This window comes from Pseudoalteromonas ardens, assembly GCF_030125445.1.
GTDB classification, from domain to species: domain Bacteria; phylum Pseudomonadota; class Gammaproteobacteria; order Enterobacterales; family Alteromonadaceae; genus Pseudoalteromonas; species Pseudoalteromonas ardens.
Genome location: NZ_JASJUV010000003.1, coordinates 204,394 through 224,032, shown reverse-complemented (window position 1 = coordinate 224,032; position 19,639 = coordinate 204,394). Strand labels below are relative to the sequence as shown.

Sequence of the window (19,639 nt, the reverse complement as noted above, 5' to 3'; positions counted from 1 at the left end):
AATTCACACACCAATTGTGGACAATTTCAAAGTCGAAATGCAAGACTATTGAATGCCAGGCTTCCAATAGTGAAACTTGTAAGTTTAAGTATGAAATGCTGGTAAATAATCAGATTCGGACGAAAGCATTGCAGAGACACCCACCAGTAAAGTTGTCAACTGCAAGCCAATCTTGAATGGGTGTCTCTGAAAATCCTTCTATTCAACCTATTCAAAAACCCAGACTGAATGTCTAAGGTTTTGGGTGGGTGTCCTTATAACTTGTCTTCTCTATTCAACATATTCAAAAGCCTATTCATTTGGGGTGCAATTTTATTTTAAGTGACACCCACCAGTAAATTCACACACCAATTGTGGACAATTTCAAAGTCGAAATGCAAGACTATTGAATGCCAGGCTTCCAATAGTGAAACTTGTAAGTTTAAGTATGAAATGCTGGTAAATAATCAGATTCGGACAATACGAGAACATACCCAAGCCTGAGCTTGGATAAATTTAAATGGCACTAAAGGAAAAGTGTTAACCCAGTAACCGCTCGCACTGAGTCAAATTGGCTCGTCGCCTTTTGCGAAGATGTTCAGAGTAATCGGTCATCGCTTGCTTTCGCCCCACAGCACCATGAAAGACCTTCGTAAATTGCGTAGTGAGCTTGAGCCAGTTGTCTGGCTCTATTTGCAATCGTGTCAGCAATGGCTGACTATCGCTGATATAACCCCGCTTATCTGCACGCATGCATCGGCCTGTTAACTCAACCAGTTGAATATAATAAGCCAGCTCAAACGGCAGTCCTTTGGGCATGTGCTTTCTTGGATTACCTGCAAAACGCAGTAAGCTCTTGGGTTGCTTGCCTTGCTGTGCATGCTCAATACGCTTTTTAATGCTGGTGTAGTCTGACGTTTCCGGTGTCTCTGCCATTTTGGCTCTGACTGGGTTCAGGTCAACATAAGCCAGGCACGCTGCCAATGCCGCTTCATCCAGCAAGGCTTGTGACTTAAATCGTCCTTCCCAAAACCGACCTGTGCAACCATCTTCTTTATTGGCCCTGCGGGCAATGTCTTCATTAAGCACCCGCATAAACCAGCTGATGCTCGCAAGACGGTGTCTGAATTCAGCAATATCAGCTGCCAGCATACTGTACTCGGATGCACTCAGCTCATCTCCATTTATGAATTTGTGCGTCAGCCAGTTCCCTTTAAACAGTTTATGCCAGCGAAGTACGATTGCTCTGTCTGATATCCTTTGCGCTTTCTTATCATCCACATACAACACAACGTGCGTATGATTGCTCATAACCGCGTAGCCACACACATCAATGCAAAACACCTTAGCAAGGGTCAGCAATTTTTCCTCAACCCAGTCTCGCCGATGTTCATAAGACTTGCCCGTTACGCAGTCTGCGCCGCACAGAAATGCCCGGCGAACACACCGGGATATACAGTGGTAGTACTTAGTGTCTGATAAGCTGACCTGCTTCTTCCTTGCAGTTGGCATAATTTGTCATCCTCAATCCATTGAGTATCACCTAAAGGTAGACGGCGTAGCTTCCCCATGCCAGTTTAGGGTGGGTGTCCATTCAACCCCTTAGGTGGCTGTCCATTCAACTCCCAGACGGCGTAGCTTCCCCATGCCAGTTTAGGGTGGGTGTCCATTCAACCTAATCCCAACGCCGATTTCGAAGCGTCTATCTCAATCACCCACCCAAAAATCCGAACTGAATGTCTACGATTTTGGGTGGGTGTCCTTGTTAATTCTAGTTTTATTGTGCAGGATTCGACGCTATGTTCTAAATTGGTACGACAGTTTTAGCTCGGTGTCTAATCAACCGCCGTCTTCCTTGCCATTGGCATAATTTGTCATCCTCAACCCATTGAGTATCACCTAAAGGTAGACGGCGTACATTCCGTACGCCACTTTAGGGTGGGTGTCCTTATAACTTCCCTAGCATCCTCAATCCATTGAGCATTACCTAAGGTAGACGGCGTACATTCCGTACGCCAGTTTAGGGTGGGTGTCCTTATAACTGCATGGCTGGTCTGTTGTGCATGCCAGCGCTGATTTACACTGCACACCGCGCTGGCGTGATTGCACAGAAAAAAGCGCTCACTGAGCGCCAATTTTGAATGGGTGTCACCTTAAGCTATTTCTAACTGCCTTGTAACTTGTAGCTTTAGTTACTTGTTAGAATCATTTTTTCTGAGAGTATAAGCCCACCCATCAAACAAAAACAAAATTCTATCGCCAATTACTTCTAGCCTTATCAAGGGTTCATCACCAGTATCTTCAGGCTCAAAAACGCTTAGAACCTTTATTTTCTGTCGATTCAAGCCAATCCCATAGAAATTACTTAGTTTTATTTCTGGAATGTTCCCTTCCAAACTTTTTGGGTACTCTACAAATTTAAAAATAGGATTTACGATCTTAATATCCAATATACATATAACTTCATTCGAGAGAGTAGCATCAGAACCAACTCTTTTCCAAGCCTGCTGCTTAGTTGTCAGGCCACCTCCATACCTTTCTATTGATTCAACCTTGTATTTACCAAGCAATGGCGTTATCTCCTCCAATTCAACAGCGGAAAAACAATGTACAGATAAGAAAACAGAAAAATTAATAAGTAAAAAGTAAAAAGCCCTTGTCAAAATCACCATTTCTTATAAACCCCATTTGAATAAATATTCCACTCAGCATTTCTCCTATTAATTAAGCCGTTACTTTCTTTCCCCTGAGAAAATTTCCAGGCTTTCCACGCAGACTGTAATCCAGAATATTCAGTACTCGCGTTAGGGTTGTTCATCAATGCCAAAGCTGAAGAATTATAAAACCCATCCACACCTATGTTATAAGCGAGCATTACTGCCGCATCAAATTGTTGTTGAGAAAGAGGGACGACCACAGAGTCATTAACAGCAGTCACAAATTTTGAAAGATCTGCTAAGAATAAAGCTTCAGCCTGTGCAGCTGTAATACCACCTTTATATAAAGACCATTCACTTTTACTTATTAAGTGTCCATAACCAATTGTTGCCCCTTTAACCCAAGAAGTAATCGTTTCATTGGTTTGATCATCATACGGAATAAGACTTAATTCCTCTACACTTTTCAGTAGAGCTGCTCCTTTAGCACTCATAGCCATTTCACTTCGGATTCCAAATGCCGCATAAATCTCCCTAACCGACTCCCCAGCCTGATTCAACAAATACTGCATGGCCCCAGTACGAGCACCATTGGCAAATTTACCGCCCGTAATCGCCGAGACTGTACCACCAATAATCGACGAGACTACCGTGCCTTTTGCTATCTGGGTAGCACTCAGGCCTGCGCCACCTGGCAGGAACGCACCACCCGCAGCCTTGGTTATACCTGCGCTCACAAACCCATGACCAAACTTGCCGCCACTCAAAACGGAAGATACCCCCCCAACCACAGCATGCGCTGTAATTTGTGCCGCTATTTGTCCTGAGGTCAACAGATTTCCACCGAATTTTGTTAATAACCCCTTGTTTATATGCAATTTATTAAATTGGCCTAAAGCAGAAAAATGTTTGCCAATTTGATTAAAGGCCTCTGCCGTAAAAGCGGCTATTGCACCTGCTCTAAATGCTTGTGATGGAGACCCACCCATCGCACGAGTAAAGTTGTAAGACCACCATGCTGAGCCTAATGGACCGCCTGCATTATACGCAACCAAGCTACCTACTATATTTGTTAGCTCAGGACCAAATACGTCGGCAGAGGATTTCATCGCATTTCGAGTTGCAAATCCATTCGCAAGCTTAGAGAACAAATACCCACTAGGATCCGTATACGACAAAGGATTATTCAACACATAAGAATAAGCATTGTAATTCTGCAAGTTCGAAGGCGCCTGAATAAACGGATCCGCCTGCATAAAGCGTCCGGTATCTGCATCGTAGATCCGACCATTCATATGAATGATGCGGTTGTCCCCACCCAGTGAAACTGGCTCATGGCCGGTATAGCCGCGCAGGTTCGGTGGTACGGAGTTAAATACAGATAAGGTCAGGTGTAATGCAACATGCCCGCTATTGCGCTCCTGGAATGTAAAGGCCGATGTCGACTGTTTACCAAATACGTCATAGCTGAATCGTTTGAGCAGTTTATAGTACGCATTGGTTACCGCGACAATGGAACCCTGGTGATCTGTAAACAGCCACTGTAGCTTACTGGTACCTGAGCTGTAATAGATTTGCATTGCGTCATTGCCAATGTAGCGTTTAACGTAATGCTCATCTGTACTGTTGTCGACACTTAGCTCCAGCGCACCAACATAGTACACCGTTTGATGCTTATCCGTGCGTTTATAACGACGGTTGTGCGCATCGTAGGCAAATTGCACCGTCTCTGAGTTGCCCGTCACTTCGCTGACTTTATTTCTCGTCGTGTATTTCAGCGTCCGATAATCACGCGTATCCACAATCAGCCCTTCTGCTGTTTGCATCTGCGTCTGATTGCCGTTGGCATCATATTTAAAACGCTCGTAAACCGTGACCTTTCTGGGTTGTGTGAAACCACCAGCAAACGCGCTGGTTTCAGTCGCAGTGTGTACAGATGTGTTTGCTGAGCCACCGAATACACTGAAATTACTCGACGAGTGCACCTGTGCTCCACCACCAAAGGGGTTGTCTATCGGGCCACCAATACCGTCTTGCGAAACAGTTTTCTGATATTCCCGGGTCGTCAGGGCATGTTTCGCAATACCAATGCCACCATAGTGGTGTGTCCACTCTTTATTGCCATCAAGCTTGGTTGACAGGTTACCGCTGGCCGAATAACTGAAGTGCGGGCTACCATTGATATGTGTTATCCGATTAAGCTTGTCATAGCCAAAACGCTCTGTGTCCCGGTTCGTTAACGTCCGCTTGGTCAGATTGCCCAGGCCATCAAATTCATAATGCTCGTTTTGTACATAGCTGTAGTTGCCTTGTGTACTGATGCTCGCAATCATGCCATTGCTGGCATAGCCCAGTTTTACCGCGATATGCCCTTTCTCATAGCTGCTAACCTGTCCTCGTGCTGTAAGCCCGGTCAGGTTGTAATACACCTCACCATGTGTCCCTTCTCGCGCCTCCTGACGAGACTTAAGCTGGCCATATTGATAGTGGTTGCGTATACCTCTGGCTTCATAGTATCGCCCTGCCCCAGAGCGACGATAATCATCAAGCTGAATACTAACCCGACCATATTCGTCAAACGCCGTTTGCTGAATAACACACAAGCTGGTTATTGGGTTTATGAGCGGGTTGTTCGGCTCTGTTTTAAGCCTCAGGTCATTCGCCCGGGTATTGAATGTGACATGCTCATCACAGCGAGTGGTGCCCGATAACCCTGTCAGGGTTGACACCAGCCTGCCAAAGTGGTCGTAATAATAATGCTGTTTCCAGTCGTTGCCCTGGGTCGCAGTTTTAAGCTGGAAGTAAGTCTCTGCACTGCCTCCATACAGCCATTCACTGGCCCCTTCGTTGATAATATCCGTTTGCAAAAACACCGATGTTGAATCACGGTAAGCGCTGTCCGGCACAGTTTGCCACTGGCGAGTTTTACGGCCCAATGAGTCATACTCAAAATGGGTCTTAACCTGTCTGGCGTCGGTTTGTGACAGTAGTTCACCAAAGGCGTTATAGGTATAAGACCAGGTACCCAAATCAACGGTTTTTTGCTGCGTCTTACGCCCCAGTTGATCGTAACTGACTTCTGCTACCTTACTGTTGCCATCTGCTGATGAGCGGGTCCACACGCGCTGATTTAACACGTCATACCCGTAAGACAAGGTATTCCCGTTGGCATCAACAACGGATATAACCTGCCCAGACTCATTGTAGGTCGTACTACTGAACTGGCTATTTTCAGGCACATTGCCTGTCAAAGTAACCGTCGATGTCAGCCCAAACTGCTCATTTACCGTCGTAATATCTGCGTTAGGGTCTTGTACACGTGTCACTCTGTCAAAAACATCATACTGCGTGGTCACAGCCTGTTGATCTGGCGCATTGACAGTCACAGCACGGCCATATTTGTCAAAGCTGTATCGTGTGCTCAGCCAGTTGCCAAGTACTGTACGCGTTTGTGTTTCAAAGGTGCGCCCAACCCTATCGACCCTATCACGCTGAACCAACTCACCATTTACATACTTCTCAAGCTGAATATCACAGCCAGGCAAATCACAGGCAGTTGCATAGCGATAACTTTGTGCGCCCGTATTCTGATAGCTACCTATCTGGCTGCCAAAGGTGTCATAAATAAACTCCGTCCGGCTGCCACCGGGAGACTCAACGACCAGGGGCTGGCCAAATGCATTGCGCTTTGTGACCTCATCACCTGTGATTTCCAGCTGCTTGAGCGGGTCATACTCACCACTTTTGTAGTAATTCTGCTTCGTATGTTTCGGGTAGCGCTTTTCGTCATCGTAAACGGTCTCCAGATAACGTACCTGCTTGCCCTCAGTACACCCGGAGTTTTCCGTTGACACCTTTGTTGTATTGCCCACCTCATCATAGCTATAGGTTTTAGTCAGCTCCAGATGGCACCCTTGTCCCTTTGCCGTAATTGCTTTTTTGAGCATCCATGCATGGTCACTACTTTCATCGTAGTACTCAAATTCAGAGCGCCTTGTCAGTGCCGTCATCTCTGGCTGTTCATGGGTTACCTCACTTAAAATCAGACGCCCCAGCCGAAGTCCTGTGTCGCTGCTTTCATAGGTATTTACGGTTGTAACACTGGAAAGTAGAGTGGCATTCCCCCCACTGGTTACAAACCGTTCAAAATCAATATCTGAATCATACTGTGTCGTAATTGTCTGAGTAACATTGGCATATTCGTCCTGAGTAATCGACGTGGCGTTGCAGGCATAGCCGCTGATGAACATATTGCTATCGATCCGCGCGCTGCATTCTCTGCTCAATGACTGATATACCTGATGAGCACTTGCCCCGCTGGCTAACGGCGCAAAGCTTCTTACTTCATAGGTATTCTGCGCCGCAGAAATCACCTCATTCCCCTGCCACTGTTTTCGTGTACTACTTGGCATTCCGGTTAATGGAAACGCTTGATGGTACTGCGTTGTTGTCGTAAAGGTGTATGAAGTACCCGTGCTATCCGCTTTGTCCGTCGATGTCTCCAATTGCTTAAAGCCCAGCCAGCCCCGGCCACCAAACTGTACCCGTGCGCCCCGGTAATGATAATCTACCGAACTTCTCAGCAGGCTGTTGTCAGAGGCAGGGCTGTCTGAGGTAACACGCTGCACTAAAGGCATAGCCGAAATGGCTTTTGTTACCAACAACCCCTGTTGCTGAAACAAACGCGCATCTTCATCAAGTACCTCATCAAGCTCAGAGTACACCGCAGGCTCATTCATCAGCCCGTAAGTAATGTTGGTTTTATTTCCTGCGCCTTGTGTGATCTCAGCGAGCATGCCTTCATAAGGGTTTTGCGTTTGGTTAAAACGCATTTTGAGGTGCTTCTTGCTCTTGTATAGTATTTCTGCAACGCCATCCCCATTGTGATCAGCATAAAAAGCATAGTCACCTTGTTCAGGGGAGATGTCCGGAGTACTAAAGTGGTGGTCTGACTTTACAAAAGTTTGCAGCTCCGGTGACCACTCATAAGCGAACCACAGTGCACCATTATTGCTTTTGAAGTACAGTTCAACACGGCCATTTTTATCAACATCCGCGACGATGGGAGCAAACTTATCCGTTGCAAGCCCTGCACCTCCTGTGTCACTGCGTGCTTCCTGCACGAATACCGCTTCAAACTCTACTCGCTCACTGGACTGGTTAATGAGCACTTTCCAGCGTTTCACCTCCTCATCGCTGGCGCTGGTGTCCATATAAATCAGGTCTACCAAGCCGTCGCCATTAATATCAGCAGGGGTCAGGTGTTTTAATTCAGTCCCGGTGGTTACCTGACTGGCAGTAAAGGTATTGAACCAACTCAAATGATTGAGTGCAGACATGCCCTGATTGTAATGCACATAGAGGCGATTCACTTTGTTTTCATCGCAGTGAGTGAATTGGCGACATTTGAACGACACGATGTCCGCCAGACCATCAAAGTTCATATCCAACAGCACCCAGTCGCTGCCTTTTTCGGTGAAGTCGGCGTTCACACTCGTTATGTCTGCATCCAGTATTTCAGGTTTATCAAAACGTTTAGTCTGGGTGTTAAATACACTCGCGTAGATATACTGATCCGCTGCATCCTGCTCATTTTTGAACACCGCATCGGCGTATCCGTCACCATTCATATCGGCCAGCTTCAGCTCACGCATAAACCAGTTTGGTTTTTCAAAAGGTAATGTTTGCTGCTCCCAGCTGTGGTTCTCAATACCAAATTGCTGCCAGTAAGGTCGATTGATACCGTCTTTACGCGATTTAATGTTGATCAGGACACTCTGCCGCCCGTCATTGTCATGGTCGTAAATAGCAATCGCCACCGATTCATCGTGATCTTCTCTGTTTACATCCCGGCAATCTGTTTGATGCGTGCCTTCGTAGGCACACAGTACATAACGGTGTGTGGCGGTTCTGTATAGAACCACCATTTCAGGCTTGCCATCACCTTGTAAATCCGCCAGTGAAAAAGCGGCTATAGTGCTTGCCTGCCCTGCAGAAAGAAGCGTAGTGGCGCTGTCAAAGTTGAGCGCCGTCGCGGCGTCATTGTAGCGAAATTTCACGGGACGCTTGCAGATCGTTCCACGACACTGAGCCACCTCATCCAGTGTACGGCGGCCATCCGCTAAGGTACTAAATGTGAACTGATACTCTGATAGTTCATATCCATGATGGTTAAGCATCCGGATATTAGACAGCCTGGCCAGCTGGCTTGTGATCGCCGTATCGACATATGCCGAGGCTCTGACAGGCCCACTTTGATAGCCAAACTCAATACGATTGTCACTGTAGGTTATCTTAGATAAAACTGTTTCGTGATGATCATTATCAGCGATGCGTTTATAGTGATATTCAATGGCCGTTTCTTCATTTTCCAGATTGTCATACACCTTGTGTAACAACCAACTAAGCGTTTGATCATTGTCATCAGAATCTTTCAAGCGAATTTCAAGATCCGGACTTCCTCCATATTGTTTAACGGAGCCATCTTTACCCTGCACAATAAATTTAATGCCCGAATTAGTACTGATTTTCACCACTCTAATTTGGCTATCTATTTCTGTTATGTAACTGTCCAGCACAGCAAAGCCACTGTCATAGTGCTGCTTACCGGTACTGATGAGCCGCTGGCCGTCCAGGCATAACCTGTCATCTGTGTCCAGGGTAAGCCCTTTAAACTGGCCATCTTGTGCCTTTGTCTGCCTGCATCGGCTAATGGCAGACCCCGCTTCCAAACTCCAGCCAAGCGCCACATTTGAATCACCACTTTGACTACTGTAATTCAGCGATACTTGTGGAGTCACACCTGCAATCCCTTCAGGAACCATCAGTGGCAAACTATAATTCGCGGCACCGGATTCACTGACTCTGAAACTGCCTAACGTGGCGGCAAACCGGGCGCTGGCTGTCAAAACTTCGTTCGACGGCGCTGATTTACCTGCCTGGTGATAGGGCATGACTAAACTAATGGGCGCATCGACGCCACTGTTAGTTAAGTGTAAGAACTCTACGTTTGAGTAATTCAGGCTACAGTGTCTATCCTGCGCACTATTCGGCAGAGATATGCGGATACAAGCTTTGACCCTGAAACGATACTCACCATTCGCCAGCGCATAATACAGTTCACTTTGGTCGCCGGGTAAAGATGATCTGCTTGGGTGATTATCCTCTGCTTCAAAGTACCGCGTTAAATTAAAACTCTGGTTATTTACGCTTAATTCAAACTGATACTCGTCAATATCACCACTCGACTCCGCCTCAAAGACCAGGTTTCCACTGATGTTTTGAGTCAATTTCAGTGTTGGTGTTCCCAGGCCATCGGTTGGATCCAGAGGATTGCGGCCCGTTAGCAGCTCAACTTGATCATTCAGGCCATCTCCATCGCTGTCTGGATAATATGTACAACCTTTTGAGGCCAGACAATAACCATAAAAATAATACAATGAGCTATATACCACCTGGCTGTACTCGGCATTTGCAGTGTTGAGTAACAGGTAGACCAGCTGCGCTCGGGTTACCCCGGAATTCAAAGCCTGGACCCATTGTGCCTGAGTTTTGCCTCCCAAAGATAAACTGCTATCTAACGCAAGCTCATTACCGGTCAGGTACTCGAACAAACGATTCACAAACCCGGCATTATCGGTATTGGCCAGTTCAGGGTTGCCGCTGATCAGTGTAAAAATAATTTCATTTAACGGATATCCCTTGGTCAGCAGATACGTCAAAAAGCTAAGCTGCGCCTTAGTCGGCGGCCTTTGCATCAAAATATAGTAAGCTTTGGCCACAACAATCGCATTCGTATCAGATTGCCCCGGATGCCAATATAGAGATTCCCATTCAGCCAGTTCGTCTGCAAATGCTTCAGCGAGTTCATCCAGTGATTGCCACTTAATTGCATTGGCTTTGATCATGCTACGATCAATCTCATGCATGTTGCCATCGACTGTCGTCACATAGATGTGCCCGGATGCGGAGAGCTGAGGAGCCACATCAATGCCGCCGGAATAGGGAAATGCGTAATGCCAGTTCGCCAGACCCGTATCTGTATCCAGTGAATACAAAGCCTCGTCCATTGAACCAATATAGACATTATTATCAGTATCGAGCTGCGCTGGCGCTAAAATTGCTCCACGGGTCATAAATCGCCACTTTTCAAGATGTCGGTCGGCGAAGTAACCCGCATTGATTTGGTGGCGAACTTTATAAAAAGTGTGGTTTAGCGCGCCAAAATATAAATCATCAAAACCCTGGCTACTAACCACAACAGGCGTGGCCGCGACTCCCTTGATTGTATTTATCTCATTGGCTAGCTGAGGATCGGTCAGATGAGTCCATTGATGACTGAGGCCTTTGTTTTCAATCTTAAATGCTGATAACCCCATCTCAGTACCGGCATACAGAAACCCATTATTACTGACAGTCACAGAGCGCCCCATTAAATCTGAGGTTATTTCCAGGCCACTGCCGTCTAACACCGTATCTGTAATCACCTGTTCACCATTCTGGTAAACACCGTTATTCACAGCCAGATATAAGCCACTATCATGATATCCGTCGATGATATGCTGTGAGCTAATCTCAGTCTCAACTTTATTTTCGGTGACAGTCAGGCTGGCATTATTAAAGCTGTATGTTTCTCCGGTGCTGCGCAATCGCATGAACAATTCTGACGATTGGGGGTCAAAATACCGTCCATTTAGAGTGAGCGTTGCGCTCTTTTCACTATGTACCTGCAAGGTTGCCTGCTCTAACAATGGTACAACATTAGAGACGGTTATCTGATGGCCGTCACTACACAAGTCCTGAATATTGCAGGCTGAGAGCTCATAACTGAACTGACCCAGATCCGGCTTGTTAATTCGGTGCTGTAACTGCTCTTTGAATTTAACCACGGTCAATTGGTTATCATCTTTGAACTTATCCGCAACGCTCCCTTTCCAGGAGGTTACTTTGAAATATGCTCTGGCTGCATCTTCGCTGTTTTGCCAGCCCAACAGAAAGTCCCCGGCAGCCTTACCGTCTTGGGGAAAATACGTGAACCTGGGAACACCTGGGATGGGTAGTTGATGAGACACAACGGTGGAGTGACACACAGCTTTGCCCTCTTTGCGGGCATGTTCATCATACTCGATGCGTCCATTTTTAAGTATTTCACGATACCTAACTAAATAAACACACGCAGTCAGTGTTGCGCCATGATGCTGATACTTGGTTGCGACACTGTGATTGTAAGAAACGCCCTGAAACTTTATTTCAGAACCCTTAACAAGTACTTCTCCATCCATCGTTGCTTTGATGTTCAGGGCATGGGCTTTGCTCAGATTGCCTACATCTATAGAATAAACACCCACCTCAGCCTGAGTTAAGGTAATTACTGGCTCTCCGGGGTCGTCAGGCTCACCATAGTCAACGCGTTCACTTTTACAGTTTTGCTCGCCAAAAACGAGGTCTCTTTGCGCTCCGTCAATGCTATGGTAATTCACAGCTTTAACGCAGACTTCAAGCTTTTTGCTGTGGTCATGCTCAACTGTCGCTATGTCAAAACTAAGATCAGATACTGACTGCTCGGTAACAGGGATCCTGTCGGAAACGTTTATAGACACATCATCCAATGACGCAACGATATCCAGTGCTTTGGCATGCTTGAGTGCTGCGGGTCGCTTTACTGTTAACCTATACTGACCTGATTTATTGACCGGTTCGTCTAGTTCAACAGTCGGTTTATCTGGCGTTGCAGGCGCGGGATAAGTAATGGTGTAGGTGTCTGACTCCGTTGGCCCGTGTAGCTCAGTATGCCAATTTCCATCGTCTGTTTGTACGGTCTTATACCCAGCGGCCTCAACTTCCAGCTGCATCCCTTTTTGGTCGTAATGGGTGTCCAGATAGCCCGTCCACTTCCTTGTATTTTGGTCGTAGTCACTACCTGAAATGGTCACTGGCTCCCCGTCCAAGGTAGCCTGCACATTCAGACGCTCTGTATTTGCTCCACCCGTGACAGTAACATTCACTCTGTTCCAGTTTTTTTGATCTCCCTGAATGGCAATATCAGGCTTGCCTGGCGCGCCTGAAGTAAATTTTTCAGGGTCTTGCACAATTTTGTTGGCACACTGTTGCTCACTGAAAGTCGCCTGAAACTGCTTACCGTCTTCAGGATGATAGTTTCTGCCTTTAACACATACGGACAGCTTCTTACCATGAGATCGGGCAAGGTCTACTCTGATTGTGTCTGAGAACAGCTCATTGCCAGTGACCACTTCTTTGCTAGCAGGCCTGTAAAGTACTGTCTCGGTTTCAGCAATTTCCTCAAAAATGAGCTCTTTCGTATCACTGTGCTCTACAGTTAACACGTACTGACCCGGCGTGCTGCTGTCTTCTCTGAGCGCAACTGAAACCTGTGACTTGTCGGGCAAAGTGTATTGAATAGTGTGATCATGAGTGACAGCGGGTCCTGCTAATTGCCGTCCATCTAAGCTACGTTTTCCCTGAGCTGTTACAACCAGGTTCTGACCATGATTCTGGATGCTGGTTGTGACCCGGCCTGTCCATACTTCTCCACTGCTGTAGCCTGTGCCTTCAATCGTTACAGACTGGTTACCTATCTTTGCACTAACTGCCAACTCAGCGGTGTTGTAGATATTTGACAATGAGATCACGCGAGTGCGAATGTTGTCAGGTGCTTGCTGTACGTTAATACGTGGGGCCGAAGGGCTCACGCTTTCACGTGACACAATATTCAAAACAGTGGAATCAGAGCGACTCTCGTTACCCACATTATCCACCAGTTGTGCAGAAATAGTGATATTTTGGTATGCCTGCTCAGGCGTCCAGACCAGATCAAAGCTACTATCACTATCTGTACAGAGTCGGATCTTATCCTTCGGTTGCGGTTTGTTTACGTCACAATGCCTGACATTTTCAATCTTAAGGTCTGTGTTATCGACCGGCGAACCATCCAGCAAAAATTGCACATCTTCATAGTCTATTGACTCTGACCGTGTGCTCTGTGAAAAGGCTGTTACGCTAAATGTTACAGGGTCACCTTCAAGAACAGAGCTATTGCTTGGCTGGACATATTCAATTCGGGTGCTCAAATAGGGCTGAGCATTGACATTAACGGATGCCTCGCTTCCTTGTAATCCTTTAAGATTTTTGACATAGGTATAATAGGTATATCCACCTGGAGAGAGCGTCTGATCTGGCTTGGTATTTTCTGTATATTCACAGGAGTACACATTATTGTTGCCCGCAGCATCATTGCAATCTGCCACTTTGCTACTTCCCGCGCACGCCTGATTCCTGGGTAGTCGACTACCGCTCGGAACACGACATAACATCAAAGCTGAATTTTCAGCGTTGAACCCGTGTCTATCAGTGACTTCGGCTTTAACAGTGAATGCTTGATCATAAAACGGTGCGTCGTTACTCACACTGATTTGTACTTCAGGCGCGGTCACATAATTAAAGGTAAGACCAGAGGTTGCTTCAGCACCTGCTGCATCTCTCACCTTCACCTCAACAAGGGTAGTCTGGCTAATCTCCCCGATATACTCACGGCATCCAGATTGGCTGGTGCACAAATCGCCACCACTAAAACCAGTGAAATTTCCACTTCCGACTCTGAACACCGCTTCATTCAGTTCATTGTAAGACTCCTGATCTGCATCACTGGCTTTAACAACAACCGAAACTTCGTCTCCCTGTCCAACATCAATGAAGCTACCTGTCTGCTCTACAGAATTCACGATCCCTTTAATCGTTACTGTGGGCTCGGTGTTCCTTTTCAGAACAGTAAACTTAACACTTTTTGAAAGGGCCTTATTATTTTGATTATCTTGAACTGATGCCCAATAGCTGTAATCCCCAGCCGGTGGTGATGACAAACTTAAATTACAGGTGAGCGTATGATTTTTATCATACGTATCGGTGCTACACGCCTGATCAGCTTGTGCGCCGACCAGACCGCCTGAAATTGTAAATTTATTTATATCTCTCCCTTCATCCTTCACCTTGAAGCCAATACTGATATCCATACCTGCAGCCAGCTTTCCATCACTGAGCGTGCCATCAATAACCGGGTCAGAAAATACAGGGGAGGTTCGTTTGGCAACAATAACGGTAATTTTACACTGCCCTGAATAAGCCCTGCTGGACTGGTTAGCGTCGTTTTTTTCCCAATGATCAGTCCAATTCAGAATGAGATTATTGGTACCAGGCTTCAGATCAGCGATTGACACTGTCGGGGAGCTAGCTTGCGAGCTCAGTCCATTAACATATCGCTTGGTGGTGTCGCCGTTAATCTTCAATTTACCGCCCTGACGGAAATCGAAAACAAATCCCCCTCCCGGGTTCGTGGTAAATTCATCAATATTGGGGATTGTAAAGCTGGCGGCGTTCCCTTGAATAATGGTCAGACTTGGAACAGAGCTGTTACATTGGCTAACGGCCCATATTAGTGGACTGTTCGCAATTAAAAATACAGCGATTAAAACTCGAATAATGGCCACAATTACAGCTCCTGTTTCCACAAAACATCCAAAGTGACTGGCTGTGCCAGCGGCAGAGGTTCGCTCTGTTCATCCTCGCCAAATAAAGATGACCACAGGCCATAAATGGAGAACTGCTGCTGGGCCTCCACCAGTGGCATTTGCAATCCAAACACACTCTTTCCTTCACGATATATAAATTGAGGAGCTGAATGCTCTGCGAACGAAGTTCCTGTGATTGCTACTGGGGCAGTGAGCACATTCATGGAAATCTCTTGGGGGACTTGAAAGCGTGCAACGGTTCTAGCATGCTGAGCAAAGTCTAATACTTCGATGCTGCCATTGCGCAAAAACGCATAGACACCTGCTAATTCCTGTTTAGCTGGCTGCGTGCTGAAGAATGAAAATACACCGGAATCAGGCTTCGCAGCCTTTACCAGAACAGGGCTTGCAATAATATTGCTGTTTCGAATACCCGAGCATACATGCTGGTCAACGTCATTGATTTGTGTTCGACAAACCTGCCCTCTTTCACGCAATAAGCTCACCGAGTAGTAGACGTATCCATCACTGAAAACAGGACGATTTGAAACTACGCCGCTAAGCGCAACCTCCCAATCAAATGCCCAACTTCCGCTCTGATTAGAATATTTCACCAGTTTGTTATCATGTGTAGCAAAGAAAATACTGTCTAAGTGGTGTACGACGGTCCTATGGTTGATGTCTCTATTTTCTGTATCAAACAGCAGTGCAGCATCCCCATTCAGAACTTCATCACCTACAGCATGATTAAACTGATCAACAAAAACTTTATTCTTACCATTGATTGCTACCAATCGGTAGAAGTGCAAACCTGCGGACATTGCAGTTAAGTCGGTAAACGTTCCCTGACGGGCAAGCTCAACCCCGCGCGTATCCAGCAACAAACAGGGACCATTGGCACTGTATCTGAATAACCTCAGATGGGACGTTCCCGTAACGCTCCAACTCAGCGTTAAGGCCCCCTCTGACTCAGCCACGCTGATATCAAACTGTTTGATGGTCGGGACCCATAGTGACCTGAGAAACTTCAGACTATCTGGATCTGGATGGTCACCTCCCGGGCCGATATCCGGATCCAGTGGTGCGCCAGAAGGTGCTGGTGGCCCGGACGGTGAAGGCCCACAGTGGCCGGGCAGGGCATTTGAATCAAACGCTAGTGCATATGAATGCAAGAGCATAGCAATAAAGAATATCCCGGTCACAATTGTCTGCCGAACCATAACGTCTCCATACAAGGGTCAAAAATCGGCGCGAATAATAACTCTAAAATTACATTATTTCAAATAACGAAACATAGAAAACACTTTAAAAAACAAAATAATCACCACTAAAACAAATAGGCAATAAACCATTGGGAATTTATCACTCCATTTTGTTAAAGAAAGCTTTCCAAGTTGCATATCGTATTTGGGTTGCAGCAATTATGATATGACCCTGTGAGGCCAGATAGCACATATGGATTCGCAGCATATCTGAAAAGTTAAACCAACCCGCACACTTAATTAACCAATCTCGAGACGAGTACATCTCTCTAATTGGTTAGTGCATTAATGCGAATTAGTATTTAATAATAGAACTATCCTGTGAGCGCATAGATGACATCAGCCACTCGCTGGATAAGCGTTCAGTGGCTGAATATGTAGAGAGTAAAGAGATCTTTGATGCACTCAAGGAGATAGGCATTGATTACGGTCAGGGCTACTACATTTCGCGCCCATTGCCCGTCGAACAGCTCACTGCCGTGCTGCAAACTATTTTATCTGAGAAAACAGCCTGCTAGTCTTTTTGTGCAAAATTCGACTAAAATATAGCTGCCTATTGGGTAAATCTCATCTATAATTAAGCGTACATTTTGACGTGTCACTTTAAATACCTGAAACACAGGTATTTACAAGACATTCAACGGATTTGGACACGTCTGGCTATGGAAATGGAGGAATCGCAATGGTACAGCTGTCTATTATATTGTTGCTCATATACGTTGTTATCGCCGTACAATGTTACCGAAGCGCAAGCCACAAAGGCTACCCTAAACTATTTTTTACCTTACTGGGCTTAGTGCCTTACTTTAACCTGGTGGTGTGGGTTTATTTGTTATTCTTACCCGACCTCAAATCAAGCCGCCAGTTGGGTTCTTTGGAGTCATAACCGCACTTCACGGCCCACCTCAGCACTGACTATCAGACATGAAGGGCAACTGCCCTTCATGATTTTGTTACGAGTTTTTCGCTTCGTTGCAATGCTGTGCAACAAACTCGCCCGCTTTGTCACTGAACAAACGAAAATCACGGATCCGTCCGGTGGTTTTACGCCATAGCAAGCCAATCTCACGATAGGCATCTGGTTGCGGCGCCGTCGCAACCATAGGTTTACCTTCCAGGATCCCGGCGTTGAGCGCCATCTGTGGCAGAAAAGTCACGCCGTTTTGATATTCCACCATACTCAGCAAGGTATGCAGATTGGCTGCTTCAAACGGGTTGATACAGGCACTGCGATTGAGGTGACACGCACTGAGCGCATGATCGGTCATACAGTGTTCCCGCTCCAGTAGAAAGACACTTTGCTCGGGCAACACATTAAAATCGTCCAGCTGCTCAGGTACCTGGTAGTCGAGATGACGCACTAAAGAAAAATGGTCCCTGGCAATGACCTGAGTGTGAAATTTTTCTGTCCGGTAGGGCAATGCCAGCATGCCCATATCAATATGACCCTGCTCCAGCTTGTCGAGTAAGCGATCGCTGGTATCCTCGACCAGAACCAGTTGCAACTCAGGGAAAGCATCTTTACAAAAGCGATATAGAGGCGCAGCAATAAAGCTGGCAATAGTAGGAATGATCCCCAGAACCAGTTTGCCCGATAACGGGTGTTTAAAGCTCTTAGTCAATTCCACTACACTGATGGTATCACCAATAATGCGCTTAGCACGCTCGACGACTTCTTCGCCCACATCCGTAAACATCAGACTGCGGTTTTCACGCTCTATCAGTTGGCACCCCAGCGTTTCCTCCAGATTCTGAATGGCACTGCTCAGGGTTGACTGGCCAATAAAACAAGCCTCCGCGGCGCGACCAAAGTGCTGGTGCTGATGTACGGCAATTAAATACTGTAACTGTTTAATGCTTGGTAAGTTATTCACTTTTTATACCCACAAATAAAAAGACCCCAACACCAAAGGCATTGAGATCTTTTCAAGCTAAAAGTCTGTCCTTTCTGTTAAACGCCGAACGCGCTTCTCAGAATGTAGAATATAACAATAGCAAGGGCAGCGCCAACTGGCAACGTGATAACCCACGAAACCACAATGTTTCTGATCACACCCATGTTCAGAGCGGCAATACCGCGTGCCATACCAACACCCAGTACCGCACCAACCAAGGTTTGCGTGGTTGAGATTGGCAGGCCTGTGCCCGATGCAATTACTACGGTCGATGCCGCAGCCAGTTCAGCAGCGAAACCACGGCTTGGTGTAAGGTGCGTAATACCTTCACCAATGGTCTTAATTACTTTTTTACCCAATACAGCCAGACCGACCACGATACCTAAACCACCCAGTGGCAAGATCCACCAGGCCAGTGCAGCTTTCTTGGCAATTTCACCATTGTGCTCAACGATGTTTACAACTGCAGCCAAAGGACCAATCGCGTTGGCAACGTCGTTCGAACCATGGGCGAACGCCATACAACACGCCGTTAGTACCATCAGGATAGCAAACACTTTTTCAACGTTGTTAAAGTGCATTTGCTTGTCCGCATTCGGGTCAATCTTCAGGCGGTTAATGGCCATTTTACCAATCAAACCAACAATCACGGCAATACCGATAGCCAGTGCGTACCCTTCTACCGCACCCAGATCAACACCGATGTGCTTCAGGCCTTTTTTAATAGTAACCAGTGACATCACGAAACCAGCCAGACCCATGTACACAGGCACATAGCGCTTGGCATTTTCCAGCGGCTTGTCCGTGTCAAAAATCAGCTTCTGCGCACTCATAAAGATCAGGTAGGCAATAAAGCCTGAGATGGCTGGGGTAACAATCCAGCTGCCCACGATACCAGCAACCTTGCCCCACTGAATGGCTTCGCTGCCCACAGCAACTAACGCAAAACCAATGATGGCACCAATGATGGAGTGCGTGGTCGAGACCGGCCAACCTAACATTGAAGCCAGTAATAACCAGGTACCTGCGGCAAACAGGGCCGAGATCATACCCAGTACCATCAGCTCAGGTACGTCCATAAATGGGGTTGAATCGATGATCCCCTTACGGATCGTTGACGTTACCTCACCACCGGCCAGATAGGCACCGGCAAATTCAAAAATCATCGCGATGATGATCGCCTGCTTGATGGTCAGTGCTTTAGAACCAACCGATGTACCCATTGCATTGGCTACGTCGTTCGCACCAATACCATAGGCCATAAAGAAACCAACTGCGGCCGCTATAATGATCAATAGCGTGCCATAGGATGCAATGATATCCAT

At 46.5% G+C, this 19,639-nt stretch carries 7 protein-coding genes and 1 pseudogene; 2 read left to right on the top strand and 6 right to left on the bottom strand.

Translation table 11 applies throughout. The annotated features are described in order from the left end of the window. Positions 1-519: 519 nt before the first annotated feature. The 4 genes from QNM19_RS11705 to QNM19_RS11690 form a co-directional block, all read right to left on the bottom strand. Entirely contained in the window at positions 520-1,491 is a 972-nt protein-coding gene (locus tag QNM19_RS11705) for a transposase (RefSeq protein ID WP_284026732.1), read from the bottom strand. Positions 1,492-2,171: 680 nt separating this feature from the next. After that, positions 2,172-2,651, bottom strand: a complete 480-nt coding sequence (locus QNM19_RS11700) for a hypothetical protein (RefSeq protein WP_049866199.1) — start codon at positions 2,649-2,651, stop codon at positions 2,172-2,174. Next, on the bottom strand, positions 2,645-15,136 hold the full coding sequence (locus tag QNM19_RS11695) for a glycoside hydrolase family protein (RefSeq protein WP_284026731.1): 12,492 nt from the start codon (positions 15,134-15,136) through the stop codon (positions 2,645-2,647). Before QNM19_RS11695 ends, QNM19_RS11700 begins: the two co-directional genes overlap by 7 nt. A 2-nt stretch (positions 15,137-15,138) precedes the next feature. After that, on the bottom strand, positions 15,139-16,377 hold the full coding sequence (locus tag QNM19_RS11690; protein WP_284026730.1) for a hypothetical protein: 1,239 nt from the start codon (positions 16,375-16,377) through the stop codon (positions 15,139-15,141). A gap of 371 nt (positions 16,378-16,748) precedes the next feature. Between QNM19_RS11690 and QNM19_RS11685 the strand changes: the two are divergent. Together QNM19_RS11685 and QNM19_RS11680 are read left to right on the top strand one after the other, a co-directional pair. Next, positions 16,749-16,937 (top strand): annotated as a pseudogene (locus QNM19_RS11685) (EAL domain-containing protein); the annotation flags it as partial. A gap of 164 nt (positions 16,938-17,101) precedes the next feature. Continuing rightward, positions 17,102-17,305, top strand: a complete 204-nt coding sequence (locus QNM19_RS11680; RefSeq protein ID WP_010383280.1) for a hypothetical protein — start codon at positions 17,102-17,104, stop codon at positions 17,303-17,305. A gap of 67 nt (positions 17,306-17,372) precedes the next feature. Here QNM19_RS11680 and QNM19_RS11675 read toward each other — a convergent pair whose 3' ends face one another. Beyond that, entirely contained in the window at positions 17,373-18,293 is a 921-nt protein-coding gene (locus tag QNM19_RS11675) for a hydrogen peroxide-inducible genes activator (RefSeq protein WP_284026729.1), read from the bottom strand. 77 nt (positions 18,294-18,370) lie between these two features. Next, positions 18,371-19,639 (bottom strand): inorganic phosphate transporter, encoded by a 1,269-nt coding sequence (locus QNM19_RS11670; protein WP_010383282.1) that lies wholly within the window; start codon positions 19,637-19,639, stop codon positions 18,371-18,373.

Coding starts and splice junctions, on each gene's coding strand:
- QNM19_RS11705 (WP_284026732.1), bottom strand. CDS start 1,491: ATGCCAACTGCAAGGAAGAAGCAGGTCAGCTTATCAGACACTAAGTAC.
- QNM19_RS11690 (WP_284026730.1), bottom strand. CDS start 16,377: ATGGTTCGGCAGACAATTGTGACCGGGATATTCTTTATTGCTATGCTC.
- QNM19_RS11700 (WP_049866199.1), bottom strand. CDS start 2,651: ATGGTGATTTTGACAAGGGCTTTTTACTTTTTACTTATTAATTTTTCT.
- QNM19_RS11680 (WP_010383280.1), top strand. CDS start 17,102: ATGGTACAGCTGTCTATTATATTGTTGCTCATATACGTTGTTATCGCC.
- QNM19_RS11670 (WP_010383282.1), bottom strand. CDS start 19,639: ATGGATATCATTGCATCCTATGGCACGCTATTGATCATTATAGCGGCC.